The sequence below is a fragment of the Sphingobacterium sp. UT-1RO-CII-1 genome (genome assembly GCF_026711005.1).
GTDB lineage: Bacteria > Bacteroidota > Bacteroidia > Sphingobacteriales > Sphingobacteriaceae > Sphingobacterium.
Genome location: NZ_JAPPVJ010000001.1, coordinates 666,304 through 682,364 on the forward strand (window position 1 = coordinate 666,304; position 16,061 = coordinate 682,364).

Annotated in this window: 10 protein-coding genes; 2 read left to right on the top strand and 8 right to left on the bottom strand. The window is 35.8% G+C overall.

The window, feature by feature from the left end; genetic code table 11:
* Positions 1–170: 170 nt before the first annotated feature.
* Together ORI89_RS02710 and ORI89_RS02715 are read right to left on the bottom strand one after the other, a co-directional pair.
* Complete coding sequence (locus ORI89_RS02710) at positions 171–1,391, bottom strand: OmpA family protein (protein WP_268228885.1); 1,221 nt, start codon at positions 1,389–1,391, stop codon at positions 171–173.
* A 505-nt stretch (positions 1,392–1,896) separates the two neighbouring features.
* Positions 1,897–2,079 (bottom strand): IS630 transposase-related protein, encoded by a 183-nt coding sequence (locus tag ORI89_RS02715; protein ID WP_268228886.1) that lies wholly within the window; start codon positions 2,077–2,079, stop codon positions 1,897–1,899.
* Between the two features lie 698 nt (positions 2,080–2,777).
* On the opposite strand from ORI89_RS02715, the gene ORI89_RS02720 reads away from it, so the two are divergent.
* On the top strand, positions 2,778–5,840 hold the full coding sequence (locus ORI89_RS02720; RefSeq protein ID WP_268228887.1) for an amino acid adenylation domain-containing protein: 3,063 nt from the start codon (positions 2,778–2,780) through the stop codon (positions 5,838–5,840).
* A gap of 574 nt (positions 5,841–6,414) precedes the next feature.
* Here ORI89_RS02720 and ORI89_RS02725 read toward each other — a convergent pair.
* From ORI89_RS02725 to ORI89_RS02740, 4 genes are read right to left on the bottom strand one after another with little or no spacing between them, the layout of a single operon-like run.
* Positions 6,415–7,299 carry a DUF1735 domain-containing protein gene (locus ORI89_RS02725; RefSeq protein ID WP_268228888.1) on the bottom strand — a complete coding sequence of 295 codons (885 nt, stop codon included), beginning with the start codon at positions 7,297–7,299 and terminating at the stop codon, positions 6,415–6,417.
* Positions 7,300–7,312: 13 nt separating this feature from the next.
* The gene (locus ORI89_RS02730) at positions 7,313–9,328 is read right to left on the bottom strand and encodes a RagB/SusD family nutrient uptake outer membrane protein (RefSeq protein WP_268228889.1); all 2,016 of its coding nucleotides are present in this window, start codon (positions 9,326–9,328) and stop codon (positions 7,313–7,315) included.
* 9 nt (positions 9,329–9,337) lie between these two features.
* Complete coding sequence (locus tag ORI89_RS02735; protein WP_268228890.1) at positions 9,338–12,421, bottom strand: SusC/RagA family TonB-linked outer membrane protein; 3,084 nt, start codon at positions 12,419–12,421, stop codon at positions 9,338–9,340.
* An 18-nt stretch (positions 12,422–12,439) separates the two neighbouring features.
* Entirely contained in the window at positions 12,440–13,777 is a 1,338-nt protein-coding gene (locus ORI89_RS02740; protein WP_268228891.1) for an IPT/TIG domain-containing protein, read from the bottom strand.
* A gap of 979 nt (positions 13,778–14,756) precedes the next feature.
* On the opposite strand from ORI89_RS02740, the gene ORI89_RS02745 reads away from it, so the two are divergent.
* Positions 14,757–15,263: a hypothetical protein gene (locus ORI89_RS02745; protein WP_268228892.1), complete on the top strand. Its 507-nt coding sequence runs from the start codon at positions 14,757–14,759 to the stop codon at positions 15,261–15,263.
* 359 nt (positions 15,264–15,622) lie between these two features.
* Here the strand turns inward: ORI89_RS02745 and ORI89_RS02750 are convergent, their stop codons facing one another.
* Positions 15,623–15,796 carry a hypothetical protein gene (locus tag ORI89_RS02750; RefSeq protein ID WP_268228893.1) on the bottom strand — a complete coding sequence of 58 codons (174 nt, stop codon included), beginning with the start codon at positions 15,794–15,796 and terminating at the stop codon, positions 15,623–15,625.
* Positions 15,783–15,959: a hypothetical protein gene (locus ORI89_RS02755; RefSeq protein WP_268228894.1), complete on the bottom strand. Its 177-nt coding sequence runs from the start codon at positions 15,957–15,959 to the stop codon at positions 15,783–15,785. The genes ORI89_RS02750 and ORI89_RS02755 overlap by 14 nt, the downstream gene beginning before the upstream one ends.
* Between the last annotated feature and the right edge of the window lie 102 nt (positions 15,960–16,061).

Here is a 16,061-nt window from a genome sequence, read left to right on the forward strand (position 1 = left end):
TCTCCCGTTGAATCTGCGAGAAGCCGTAATAATTGTTTATCAATACAATAGGCAAAATGTTACCTAATGTATGTTTTGGGTCTTTAATTATCTTCCTTGGTCCCCAGTTCCCAAGGAAGATTGTTGTATACTAAAAACAAATAATTAAAACAGTTTTACTATTAATTAATTTAATCAGCAATTGTCAGCACCGCTCTACTTAATTTCGGATCGTCGTAGTACATATTCCCTACCCCACCTTTGTAATCAATGCGCAGCTGTTTTTCAGAAACACCAAACTCTTTAGCCAAAGTTTTATATACTGCCTCTGCCCGTTCTTTAGATAGACGTGTATTAATCTTATCATTTCCTGTTCCCTGATCAGCATAGCCAGTTATATTGTAAACGACTTCACTAGCTCCTGAATTTATAATTTTGGCAAAGAAACCTAAGTTTACTCTAGCCTCATTACTCAGCTTACTGCTGTTGATAGGGAAAGTAACCAAAAGCGGCGCCGCCAATATTTTATTTTCAACAACCAATTCTGTTACTGTTTCGGACTTCGCATTAGCCAGCTGATTTCTCAGCGCATCATTATCTTTAGACAAAGCTGCGACCTGCTCTCTCAGCCTATTTAAGACCGCATCATCATAGCTTTCTCTGATGACTGTTGTTTGGGGTTTATCCCAATTATTTCTATTAAACTTATAAGCTATACCCAGCATAGCAGCTACTGCTCCTTCTTTTTTACGACCACCTAACTCTCCATCAAACGCGTCATCAAAAAGAGTTCCTTGCACCTCTAAAGTAAAGTCTACCGCTCTACTCACCCTGAACCTATTCAAGAAGCCTCCTGTTGCTGTTACTTCTGTTCTTTTGGGTTTATCTGTAATTCCCGAGAAGCCCAATCCTACGTAAGGCACTAAAGCGTATACTCTATCTTCATTATAGCCGCCAAACAGATTCATAAAATCAAACATAACGTCTGCACGCACCTGATAATAGGAGAACTTTTGTTTTTCTAGCCACTGGCTGGCATCATAAATTTCACCTGTACTATAGCTATGGTTTTGCGTTGCTCCTTTTACCTGCCCATAATACCCCAATAAACGGGCGCCAATACCGGGCGTAAACCACTTACCTGTATATAGCGAAGCAACAGGGCCAATACGTTCTCCAAATTTCATTTGTTTATTGTGGTCTCCGAAATAAATTTCTCCTCCGCCCGAAGCGCCAATAAACCAATTATCCCAGAATGGATTTGTGCTTACCCGAAACTTGTTTTCATCAACAATAACGACAGTATCCCGCTTAACCTGTTCAGAAGAGGTCGCTTGAGAGTAAGCCGAAAAGCTTAGAACACTCAATGTGAAAAATAGGAAAATAATTTTCCTAGATAAGAATTTTTGCATAATGGTCGTTTTCTATGGTGTGCTGTCATATTATCAACACGCCTTTTACAATTCATAAGTAATCTGAGTCTACTGCTTCAGTTTAGCTTTAATCGACCTCGATAAAGCAAGTTTTTATCTCAAAACAGTAATTCATCTCTAACAAAGTTTACAATTAAAGCGCAAAAAATGATGAAAAACCAATACTCACATACACTCAACCCAGAAAACAGACTGAAATTCACCCTTCGAAGTTATTTTCCTCTGCATTCTTTCACTTTGTCTTCGGCAGGGGGACAAAGTAAAAAAAACTCATTTAAGAAGCTAAAACGCACTTTATACTATGTTATGAAAATAAACTACGGCTAAATCAATAGCCGTATCACAAAGGGATTAAACTGAAATAATATTTTCGATAAAAAATCAGTAAAACATGCTGTGTTTATAGTTTTGAGTATACAAAACACAGCAAAAGGTTGTTTTTTATTGATTTGAGTAGGCAGACAATTGCAGATGTACAGGCAATTTAATCCTTTTTACTACTCTTATCTGTGGCTTTATCTTTACAGACTGCCAGATGATCTTTCAACCAACGAACGATAGTTGACCGTGTTTTAATATCATACTTTTGCATGATTTCTTCTATAAATATTCCTTGGTCTACAATTTCCAACACTACCTTTTCTCTTAATTTTGCTTCGTATTTCATGTCAAAATCTTAATTATGGTTTATATTTATATAATAATATCAGCTATTCAAATCAGCCAAACACTTATTTTATTTTTCTACTAGTTTAATCACGAGCAGGATAAGAAATTTCAATTCCCATCATCTTTCATAGGTATGCTCATCGAATAGAAAACTTGAAGTTATTCCTTCGATGTAGAGCAAATATGACATATTAAAAACTAAAACCCTAATAATAAAGACACTCAAAAATACTTAGCTTTAAAGATTTCGCCATAACTACTCGTCATACTGAGAAAGCTACAAATAGAATTAAATGATATTTTTCATTTTAAACTACCTTATATTTATACACTATATTTTATTTAATAAAAGAAAACACGTTGTCTCTCTTAATGAAAGTTTAATACTCAAAACTGCATACCTTACTATTTATTCCGGCAAAATCATTAGTACATCACTTAACATTTTATGGACACACTTTCTCGGTTTGTGTATCACTTATATGTTTGAAGGCTACAAACTAAACAGACCAGTTTTTAAGCACCTTTATTTTAAACAAAAGCGACTTAAATATTCGTCCTCCCCAATTAAAGCGTGACGATTTCAATATAAAAAAAACAGAAAAGCGAACTTGATTGTTATAACTATTAATTAACAATTTAGATTATTGAAAAACATCACAACAAGCCTTAATAAACAATTTCTTCAAAAAAATTATGACGAATTCAAAAACTAACTTAGATGTAGATGAGAACACACATCTCAACTTATTTAACCAAACAAGCTGGCAGTTCGATGAAAAAGCGACATTGCTATCTCTCTTCCAAAATGTTTGTAAAACTTTCCCTAGACATACCGCTGCGAGCTGTGGAAATCAGAAAATAACCTACCAAGAACTTGATATACAAAGCAATATATTGAGAGACGTTCTTTTAACAAACAATACCGATGATAGCCCTTATATTCCTATTCTGCTCAATAGATCAATCGAATGGCTAGTGAGTGTTGTCGCTGTGATTAAGACTGGAGCAGCTTATGTCCCTATTGATCCAAGTTTTCCAGAACAAAGAGTTAATGATATCTTAAAGGATACCGATTGCCATATTCTGATTACCAATTCAGACTTATTTTCACCCCAAGTGAATCCAAAAATAAAACATATTGATCCAATCAGTGTGCCTCACATTGACAACTATATTTCCAAATACCCTGATCGTTTAATTACATCAGAAGATCTCGCATATACGATTTTCACTTCAGGATCAACAGGTAAACCAAAGGGCGTACAGATAAAGCACAAAAGCATCCAACATCTAATCACATGGCATAACACCTATTTTAAAGTCGGCCCCACTTCAAAATTAAGTTTAACAGCAGGCTTGGCATTTGACATTTGTGTTTGGGAACTATGGTCTGGCCTATGCTCGGGAGCAGAACTCTTTATTGCTACGGACGAAGAAAGAACAAATGCAACAGCTCTTACAGAATATTTTGCAAAAAACCATATCTCTCATGGTTTTGCTCCAACAGTATTAGTTCCTGATGTAGTGCGATTATCTCGCGATCATTCTACTTTAAAATTAAAGTATTTATTTACCGCTGGAGAAAAACTAAAACCTACTTTAACTAGCGATTTACCCTACGAATTAATAGATTATTATGGCCCTACCGAGTGCACCGTATTTTCTACTTTTAGGACTGTTGTAGATATAAATAATAAGTATGTTGCTAGTATTGGCCGCCCTATTGCTAACACGAAAGCATATGTCCTGGACAAAGACAAAAAACCTGTTCCTATTGGTGTAATTGGCGAATTACATATTGGAGGTATAGCTTTGGCAGATGGATATCTTAACAATAAGACATTAACAGATGAGAAATTCATTAATAACCCATTTATTCCGAATGAAAAGATTTACTGTACCGGTGATCTTGCAACATGGAATACAGATGGCACACTTGTATTTTTCGGAAGAAAAGATAATCAAGTTAAAATCAGAGGATATCGGATTGAACTTTCAGAAATTGAAAACACTTTAACACAATACCCAGGCATCGAACAGGCCACCGTTATATCGCGAGAGAATAAAGCCGGCAACCAATATCTTATTGGTTTTATCGTAAGTACAAATCTTATGTCAATGGATCTTAACAGCATACGTCAAAGGCTCAAAAAACACCTTCCTAGCTATATGATTCCCGCTCAGCTGATCCAGATTTCAAAAATACCTCTTACTGTCAATGGCAAGACTGATATTAATAAACTATACGACTTAGCAGATAAAGATGCTGAAAATTCACTACTCTTAGAACCACCTCAAAACTTTACTGAGGAAGTAATTGCCCATATCTGGAGCGAAGAACTAGAAAGACCCATAATTAATATTACAGATAACTTTTTTGATATCGGTGGAGACTCTTTTTTAGTTGCCGTCGTGACAGTAGCAATTGAAGAAAAGCTAAATACAAAAGTGTATATTAGAGATATATACCAGTATCCCATACTTAAAGATCTGTCAGATATTCTTATCGCAAGGTCTAAAAAATCTGAAATACCCGTAGAAGATGTAGAACCTTTTGTAGAATTACAAAATGATGTCTATCTAAAGAAGGAGACTGTTTTTGACCAACCTTTTGATAGCAAGCAAATTATTAATCCGGAAAACATTTTTTTAACAGGCATCACGGGATTTGTAGGTATTCATTTAGTAAAAGACCTAATCAAAAGCAACAGCAAAGCTTTAATTTACTGCCTTATACGTGCGGAAGATTCTTTCAAGGCATTAGAAAAAATTAGAGATTGTTTTAAAAAATATTTGATATCCTATGATGAAGACGATATTAAACGAATCATTCCTGTCTTGGGCGACCTTAACAAAGATAGGCTAGGGATTGCTAGCGAAATATATGATAACTTAACTTCTGAAATAGATATTATATATCACTCAGCAAGCTCCGTTAACTTTATAGAACCTTATTCTTACATGAAACAGCCCAATGTAGAAGGCTTGAGAGAAATTATTCATTTTGCCAGTATAAACAAGACAAAGTGCCTCGCTTTACTTTCTACCATTTCAGTTTATAGCTGGGGACATGTTTTTACGGGAAAACAAATAATGAGGGAAGATGATGATATTAGTCAAAACTTATTGTCGGTGAGTAAGGACATCGGATATGTGAGAAGCAAATGGGTGATGGAAGCTATAGCTGACCTTGCAGAGAAAAAAGGTTTACCGTTAATTACCTATAGACTTGGTTACGCAATGTGCCATAGCGTAACAGGCGCTAGCGCACCGTATCAGTGGTGGTCAGGTTTAGTTAAGAATTGTTTTGATTTTAAAAGTTACCCTGCTTTGAATGACCTAAGAGAGGGACTAATAACAGTAGATTATATGACAAAAACAATCTGCCATATTTCCACGAACCCCGAAGCTATTGGTAAAAAGTTTAATCTTATTGCCAAACCCGAGACAAACTTAACACTGATCGATTTTTTCGAGAAATTAAACACATATTACAAAGCAGACCTAAAGCCCTTAACATATAAAAGCTGGCGTATGCAGTGGGAAAACGACACTCGAAACCGCTTATATCCTTTAACCAGCTTGTTCAAAGATAATATGCACGAAGGCCTATCTACTGTTGAGCTTTACCAACACACGTATATATGGGATTGTTCAAATGTTACGGAATTTCTGAAAGGCTCTGGCATCACAGAACCCATTTTTGACAAGCAACTACTTGACAATTACTTAAATTACTTGAGAATAAATGTTTAATTAAATAAAAAAACATATATAAATATATTTGCTTCGCGATGTATAATTGAAGATTAGTTTAAGCATAAAAAAGTTGAAAGAACATTTGCTTAGTGTACAAATTACACTTATATTTGTACTATCATAATTTAGGTTTATAATTGGTTAGCAAAGGTTTTCATTCTCCCCGTTTGAAAACCTTTCTTTTTTAGCTTAAAACCCTATTCAACTATCCTGTTCAAGGCTTTATTCATCCTGCTTTTTACGTTTATGGAGCTGCTCGCTGAGGAGGTAAGACACTACTGTGCCCATCACTGCCATGGGCAAAGTTACAGGAACATAACCTCAATTGATCTAAAACAGAGCTAGTATCTGATCATAAATTGAGATATTAAAAAAAATTTAACCCATAAAAAATGCCCCTAGGGGCACTTAATGAAGTCAACGATAAAGACTAATGAACAAGAGCCTACAGAATTGATATTTAATGGCGCCCCCAATATTATACGTTAACAGATATTTGAGTCTATAAAAAATTCTTATTATAAATAGAATACAAACACCGCAAAAGTAAACTCAGCGGTGTTTGTATTTTTTAGTCTTTCTTCTCTCTAGCAACAAGAGAATTAGTAATTTCAGCTACGACATCATATCTTTCACCATCAACCTCATAAGAATAATATAAATTAAACCGCTGCTCTTTAACATTAAAAGTACTATTTCCTGAGTCTATGACTGTCGCATCCGCCCAAGGATAAATCTTCACCGATTTCACTTCCGGATCGTCACTATCAACAATGACTAACCTCATATAATTCGTCGCTAAGTCTTCTTTTGCAGAAGGCAGATTATGTATAGGCATTCTAATTTCATTGTTTGATAAGGCCTTCAAATCAACCGAAATCGTATTCGATGCATTTTGATCTTTTTTTGATGTTCCATAATATAATCCGGAATAAGAGTTAACCATATTTAGCTCATAAAACAAGCTATTCAACTTTTCATTCACCTCATATCCTGCATTATTGGAAATTATAGAAAAAGGCAGCACATATCTCTCTTCAGGCGACAATTCTAGTAATTTTAACGGAACTTTCAATAAACCATATTGCTGTCCCGCCTTAATAACAACGGACATATCAGGCTTCATATAATTTGACTCTGGCAATAAAGAACGCAGCTCATATTGTTTATCATGCTCTGCCCTTGTATTATTTACCGAGTCGAATTTATTAAAATTAAATGCAAGTTTAACTTCTACATCTTCTTTTATAGCCTGCGAGGAAGCACAATAAACTGAAACTATTAAGGTGTCTTCATTCACAGAATAATTATGATCTTTGGTATAAAAAAAATCTTTCGAATTAACGATATATAATGTCTTTTTATATTGTTCACCATAATCTACAAACGCAGTTTTTTTACAGCCCACCATCAGTATAAATACCGATAAAATAAGAGCTCTCAAGAAATTATTCATTTTCAATTTGATTTTAATATCCAAGATTCTGTTGTAAATTTCTGTTCTTATCAATCTCTGCTTTTGGGATTGGTAGAAATGTCCTTCTATCCGTAAACTTCACAAACAGGTAAGGTCTATGCATAGTCAACCTAACAATAGAGTAAAAATCTTCTCTTTTTGATTCTAGAGCATCCACATTAACACCTGTTAATGGCTGATTTTCATAATAGCTTGCCTTTTTCGTTCTCCGCAGATCATGATACCGTCTCTGCTCCCATGCAAACTCAATTCTTCTTTCTTTCTCTATAAGATCTCTCATCCTCGCCACGTTGCCGACATCCGCATCTGTAATGCCTGGCAACCCAGCCCTATACCTAATAAGATTAAAGTAATATTTTATTTCCTGTGCATTTCGAGATACTGATATATCATTAATAGTATACGTATTATCCAACTCATTTAATGCTTCCACATAATTTAAATAAACTTCAGCCATCCGATACGAGATTGCTATTTTCTTTCTTCTTCTTCCTCCAGAAATAAATGAATCTTCATAATGAATGAATTTTTTATTCAAATATCCACTCATGGGATAATCTTCAGGATCAGCATTAGAGTTAGTCAACGCGAAGTCTTTCCCGCTTTTTGAATCTCGATAGAATTTAGCTACCTTATTGTCCTGTGGATCCACTAAATGCGGGGGGGTTGAGGTTGATGGATAATAGGAATTATTATATCCTATTGTAGCATAAAAACGCATTTCCCTATTGGCATACCAATTATGTGTGCTCGAAAGAATTGTAAAACCATTAGATTCTCGACTACCCGAAAAAACCACTTCATTTGTCGTGAACCCTGAAGTATAAGGATACGCTGCACTGGCGTCTTGGATAGTCCTACCATCAGCCATATAATACGCATCTACTAAATTTTGAGGGATAATCTGATCCCCCCACCCATCTAGCATCCGGGGCAAAAGGTAGCGTTCTTGAAAATCTGCACTAACCTGACAAAATAAAATCTCCGGATTTTCTGAAGGTAAAGCCGACTCCCCATCAAACATGTCTTTATAAGAATGGTATGGATCAATACCACCTACACCATTTGGATAATCCATCTGCTCATTATCTGGAACAGGAAAATAAGGTGTATTACTCATTTTGGGAACAATATGTAAATCATTTGGTTTTTTGTCTACTAACCTTTTAGCTTGTACAGCTGCAACTGCCCACTTATTCATATCTTTTACTACGTTCAATAAAGGTGTACCATCTTTCTTTTTTAAATCTGCAAACTCAGCATTATCGCCATTATAGAGAGGGCTTGCCGTATACAATGATAAACGGGAAAGAACCGCTAAAGCTGCATTCTTTGTCGGCTTTCCAAATTCAGAGCGATCTCGTAACTGATCAGGTAATTTGGTATGTGCCTCTTCTAATAACTTCGTAACATACTCACTACACTCATCCCAAGTATTTCTTTCAAGCATCAATTGATCAATAGGTGTATCAAAAGTGACAGGATCATCTGGGACTATGGGTACTGGACCAAAAGCAAGCATTAATTCAAAATAAAAATTAGCTTTAAGAAATAAAGCTTCCCCTGTCCATTCTGATTTCATCAACTCTGAAATTCCCTGAGTTTTTTTCACATTATTAATAAAGACATTAGCTTTTCTTATTCCTCTATAAAACGTATTCCACTTCTCTCCAAACCTATCTCTACCAAAATCGGCAGGAGTAAGTAAATCATTAGAATACAAATTATATTGGTGTGTTCCAGATTTACTCAAAGTAGATAAGCCTTCATCCGAGATCACCGAATAGGGCATAGACTTTCCAACATAATAATTAGACAATGAGTAAGTTGGAAGTTCAGAATAAATATTTCGCAAATATTTCTCCGTATACTCTTTTTTAATAAAAACAGAATCTACAGTAAATTCATCGCTTAAATAGGGGTCGATATCCAAAAAATTGCACGATGACAAAAACACAGTCGGCACGGCTATCAACCAAGTTAATATTCTATATATATATGCTTTCATAATAATGATTTAAAAAGATAGTTGTAAAACCATTGTATACGACCTCGTTAGGGGGTAAACAGCTCCATTTGAAGAAGCTTGCTCAGGATCCCACAATTTCACTTTATCCCATAGGTGTAAATTATCTCCGATCATAGAAAGTCTCAAACTTTTAATTCGCATTCTTTCTGTCAATCGCTTAGGAAGGGTATAGCCTACTTCTAAGGTTTTAAGACGGAGGTAGCTAGCATCTGCCAACCAAAACGAAGAAGCTCTATTATTATTTGTATTATTTTCATAAGATAATCTTGGAAATCTAGCATTTGGGTTTTCTGTAGATTTATCACCTGATACCTCAGCAGGAATCCACCTATTATCCGGATTATTAACAATTGTTAAAACATTTCCCGTCTCTCCTCCAGCAAAAGGATAGTATCCTGAACCTCCCATAAAATAATCAACCTGACTAGCTCCTCTAAAAAATATATTCACATCAAAACTCCGCCATGAAGCTGCTAAAGCAAATCCATATTGAAATTTCGGAATATTAGAGTTCCCGATCGGAACGATATCATAATCATCAATCACACCATCTCCATTAATATCCAAATACTTAATATCTCCCGGCATAACACTCCCAAATTGTTTCGGACTACTTTCTACATCAAGCTCATCTCGAAATAATCCTAAAGCCACGAGCCCCCTTGTTACATTATTACTTGTGCCTTTTTTTCCCAAATAAGGATACAATGGAGAAACCTCGTCATAATCTAATATTTTATCTCGCGTCAAAGTAAAATTGCCCCTTCCCTCCAGTGAAAACTCTCCGATATCATGTTTATAAGAGATAGTACCGTCTGTCCCCCAGCTTTTCATTTTCCCTACATTTCCCCACGGTACAGTGCTTGTTCCCATTGTTCCAGGCAAAGTCACCCTTTGCATAAAAATATTATTACGATGATCTAAAAAAGCATCAATATTTATTTCAAGAGTAGAAAATGCTGTTAAATCCAATCCGAAATTTTGTTTAATAGCTTTTTCCCATACCAAACCAGAAGATCCCAATTTCGATTCAATCACACCGCTCATATAGTTTTGCCCCTGATCTCCAAACGAATACCCTGCAGCATCCACATCAATAGTGGATAAATACGGAAATCTAACATCATTACTAATCTGGTCATTACCCACTAAACCATAGGAATACCTAAACTTTAAAAAATCTATAAAAGGCACTCTTTCAGAGAAAAATTTATTATTAGAAAGGACATAACCAAGCGATAAAGACGGGAAAAAACCAAAGCGCTCGCCTTTTGGGAAATTCTCCGAACCGTTATAACCAAAATTTCCTTCTAAAAAGTATACATCATCAAAAGATAAAGTCCCTCTAGCTGCCACCCCTTGATTTCTTTTTGGTATCGCCGACAGGGATGTTCCTGCATCGGTTCTTTGATAATCGCGCTGTGTATACAGGGCCATCGTGCCAAATCTCAATCTATCCTCTAAAAAATTTTTACTATAATCCATCTTTCCCTCAATATAAATCGTTCGTATCCCATACTGCTCACTACTAAAAGAAGGCGGGGTTGACACGACCGTTTTTTGGGTCAATAAATTACCTGTATTCCAATCTCTTCCTACTGCCTTATATAAATCGGGCATTTTTCGACGTGATGTTGTATAGTAATTAGCGTTATCGAATGATACTAAACCACTAAATGAGAGTCCTTCTGTAATAAAGTCTAGTTTTTGCTTTAAATTAACGATAGACTCTAATGCATTACTCCTTTCTGTAACAAAACCTGTTTCATTCAGCAATACAGACGGAGATGTCTGATTTTCATCTTTCCCATATGCTGGCAACATACCATTTGAAAAAACCACAGGCACACTTAAAGGGGTTAAGTTAGACTGAGCTGCCCATATCTGAGAGGTAGTTCCGATACCAGGCCTGTTCATATCAATTAACTTAGCCGACAGTGTGAGTGCTATACTTGTTGTTTTGGTAACATTAACATCTATATTTGACCGAAAACCATACTGATTTCTATTAACATTGGAATTATACTTTTCCATTCCACTTTGTTTATAAATCGCATCGTTGGTTCTATAAGAGCCACTCATATAATAGTTTGCTAACTTGCTCCCTCCAGTTACACTTAAGTTAGCATACGTCCCGTAAGTATAATCTTTTAAAATCTCGTTCTGCCAGTTAACATCCGGATACAGATCCGGATCCATGTTATATTTCAGAATATTAAAAATTTCTTTAGAATAAACTTCTTCTTGTCCACGGGCTGCCCTTGCCTCATTTGCCAACAAAGCATATTCATGAGCATTAACATATTTGGGGAGTCGCGGAAGCTTCTCCAACATCGTCTTAACATTTGCATTGATCGCCATTCGACCTTCTACACCTCGTTTTGTATTAATCAACACCACACCATTAGCACCTCTGGCTCCGTAAACAGCAGTAGCAGAAGCATCCTTCAAAATGGAAAAGCTCTCAATATCTTCAGGTGAAATATCATTTAAACTATTAGGCCCCCTATCTACCCCATCAATTAACACCAATGCACTACTATTGGCTCCGAAAGTACTTATACCTCGTATCCAGAATTCAGACACATCACTGCCGGGCTCGCCGCTGGACTGCACCCCCACTAACCCCGCAACTCTACCTGCCAAGGCATTTGATATCGAAGTTACTGATCCGCGCGCAAGATCTTCTGCTTTAACCGTTGATATCGCACCTGTAACACTTATTTTCCGTTGGGTACCAAACCCCACTACTTGGACTTCTTCAATATCTCCGTCCGTCTGTGTCAATTCTACATTGATTATTTGTTTCGCAGAGCTTGATATCTCTACCTCCTGCGTGGAATATCCCAAAATCTGAAATATCAATGGCCCTTTAGCCGTGGTCGTAACTTCATATTTCCCCTCAATATCAGTACTTAATGCTTTTGCTGGTTCATCCTTTAAAAACACGGTCACACCTGCTAAAGGTTCTTTCGTCTCTGTATCTACAACAATACCCGTAATGTTTTTTTGAGCTAAAAGTACACAAGGAAAAAAACAGACGACTATAAGGTTAAAAATTATTTTTTTCATAATGCTAATAATCATTTTCTATTGAACTGCTATACTACGAATAACCCTATTCTGCATATCTGCAACATACAATATGCCATCGCTTGTGGACGTAACACTGTAAGGAGAATTGAACTCAGACTCTTTAGGCGCCCCATCTTTATAGCCGCTAACCCCTGGTTTCCCGGCAAAAACAGTTGCTCTGTGTTCATCATTTGTAATCTTCCAGATAACATGATTCTGGTAGTCACATGTATAAATATTACCGTCACCATCGCAGGCTATTCCCGATAGATATCCAAATTGGGCTTGGCTACCGACCCCCTCTTTAACACTTCCCCTTCCCAAACCTGCAACCAACTCGAGGTCCTCGTTAGAGATAGAAGATTTATATTCTCCCGCAGCATTTTTAGTATTGAATTTATACACTCTAGCCCATTCTTCCGCCGCGATATAAACACAACCATCTTTCTTATTATAGGCTAGATAATTCCATGATGATAAATTTAAATTCTGCCCAATCAATTTCACCTCTCTTGACTCGAGGTCTGTCCTTATTAGTTTACTACCGTTCTGAGATATCTGATAAACATATTTATCACTGGCGGCCAGCCCGGTGATAGTAGTACTTCCCATTATAAAATTCGAAGACGCATCTTTCTGATCATAAAAAACATCTGGGCTTAACCAATTGTCTTCTCTGTAAAAAGCTTTAAAAATATTAGGCCGTGACCCTGAGTTCCTATCTGTCACATAAATCGTATTTTGATCAATTGAAGTGGCCGATTGCCAGGGGTAATTAAATGTGTTTGTTAACGTTACAACTTTATTATCCACAAGGGATAGTAAAGCAACACGTCCGGCATTATCATCAGAGATAAAAACATTTCCGTCATCGGTAACAGTAAGCATTGACGGTCTGGTAAATTTAGCTTCCAAGGCTGAGCCGTCATTTGTCCCCTGTTCGTTAAAAACGCCAGCAACCGTGGTCACAGTTGCACGAATATTATATGCAAACTTTTTTGTTTCTAAAGCCCCTTCTTTAAAAGCTTCTTCATTCTGTCCGTGCTTCACAACGACCTTAATAATTGAAGAATCTCCTGGCTGTTTCGGAACTAAAGCATAGATATTATTTTGTTTTAGATTTAAAATCAGAGCCTTTTTATTATTGAAATATACCTCTACTTTAGAAGTATCATTTCCAAAGTTTTCTCCATTTATTACAATTGGACTTCCCAGTCCTCCTTGTAAAGGAGCAAAATCAGTAACCCTAACAGGTGAGCTTGGGTCAAAAGCAGCATCTTTTTGATCACTATCACTCTCTTTTTTACAAGACAATAGCAACAAGATCATTATGCTAAAAGTAAATCTTATCATAATTTATTTATTAAAAGTGTTAAGAACAGAACAACTACCCGATAAAAACCTACATATCAACATGTTTGCTCTTTTAAACACGTAAACATGAAGCTGACACGAGTGTATCTCAGTAAAAAATATATGTCTTTTTATATATCGTTTTTGGCTGATAATAAATTTTTAATCTAGGTTTATTAGGGACATAACATTCCCTTTTGCATCAAAATAGCAACATAAAACATCGGTTTTTTTAATTGTTATTTCTCCTAAAAATAAAACAAAACCGACCTTCCTCCCCGAGCATGCGCATGGGGCAAACACATATAAATTGGGAATAATAAAAAATCAGGCTATATTTATTGTGCAAAAATAGAATTCACCGATTTTTATAATCCTGTTTATAAAAGCTATATAGTTTTTGAATAGGAAAGTCGGTAACAGATGTAAAAGATGTGCAGAGGTTTTTTTTAAAGCCTCTGCATTAACTGTACTATGAGAATAAAACCTAAGGCTTTTCTCATTTCGAATAAAATATTCGATAAACAGCTCTTTTTGTATCTGTTTATTTTTTGTCCACATTAAATCAAGGTGGACTAAGAACGTTCTTTATTAATAAGGATAATGTGTAAACAAATCTCTGTTGCAGAAACAGAAGATTGTTAAATACAATGAATGACTCTTTTCTTATCATATTTTATTAAGTATTGGTTACTCGTTTTTAAGAATCTTGACTTAAAACATAAAGAAGTTGAAAAGGCTAGCTTCTCAATTTTACATGAACAGCTACACGACATGAGCTTAAAACACAGTTTCAAATAAAGAGAGATCCTTTCACTAAATAAAGTATAAAATAAAAGAGCCTCGCAAACTCTGTCGCCTCGCATCTTTTAAAAATTTGCTGTTTAGATGTCAAGACTCAAATCAGCTAACTGATTGTAAAACAAATATAAGAATACAAATTATAAAAACAAGCAAATACTCGTTTTTAAAAACAAATATGAATAAAGTAGATTATAAGCTTTACAATACAGCTTCATTCCGTGAATTCTTAAAAGGACAACTTCGTAATACCCACCAAAACTTGATAACATTAGAAACACAATTAGAAAAGATGGATTCACTTTTAACAAGTGAAAAATCGCGCCTAACCGCAAAAACCTTCTTTCATGTTATCAAAGCATTACAATTAAATCTAAAAGAACTTTGCGACCTCTTTTTCGCAAACATTCCGTCAACAAGATTAAAAAAAATAAAGAGGTCAGAAAATAGGCTTGAAGATTTATTAGGCCCCTATTTCAACTCCAAACGAGAACTTGTAATAGCTTCCGGATTAAAAGAAACAACCCTAAATGAACTTTTTGACAATAAATTTCATCGCATATATGCTTACGAAGTATATGCAATTGCAATTTCATTTGGTATCGAACCACACCTGCTTTTCGAGTATTTTTATGGCAACGGTAAGCGCCCTATAATTGGGTCTATAAACTTCTTAGTCGAGTAAAACAACCATGATAAACAAAACTCAATTATTAAATTAACCCTCCCAACTCTGTCAACGCACCCATAAAGCTTAAAATATTTTGCTGTGTTACATTTTTATAAACCACCGTTTGGGGTTTACTATAAACTATACAACATAAGCTCTATACTTCAAAAACACCCTTCCCTGGACATAATACTACTAGACAGTTATATAGGTATAAAAAAGTTGAAAAAACATTTGCTTAGTGTACAAATTACACTTATATTTGTACTATCATAATTTAGGTTTATAATTGGTTAGCAAAGGTTTTCATTCTCCCCGTTTGAAAACCTTTCTTTTTTAGCTTAAAACCCTATTCAACTATCCTGTTCAAGGCTTTATTCATCCTGCTTTTTACGTTTATGGAGCTGCTCGCTGAGGAGGTAAGACACTACTGTGCCCATCACTGCCATAAGCAAAGTGTGCAGCACATCGCCCAAAGCAAAGTTTGCCCATATCGAACATAGGCTGCCGCCCAGCGTGCCCGACATCACCTGATTATTCGTGTTCATCGCCCTGCTCCTTTCCTTTAGTAGTATTATCGGTGACGGCTTCGAGCACCCCAAGCGCCAAAGCCACATAGCGTGCTGCCTGTATTATTTTGACAGGCAATTTTATAGGCGCCAGCAGTACGACCTGTACCGCTTCGCGCATTTTTCTGATAATTTTGTTCATTTTTTTAATTTTTAATCTGCTGTTTATAAACTGAACGTTTTGCTTAATAATGAGCGGCTGGCTTTTCACAAACCTCGCCGGCCGCTCATCAGCTTGCGCTGG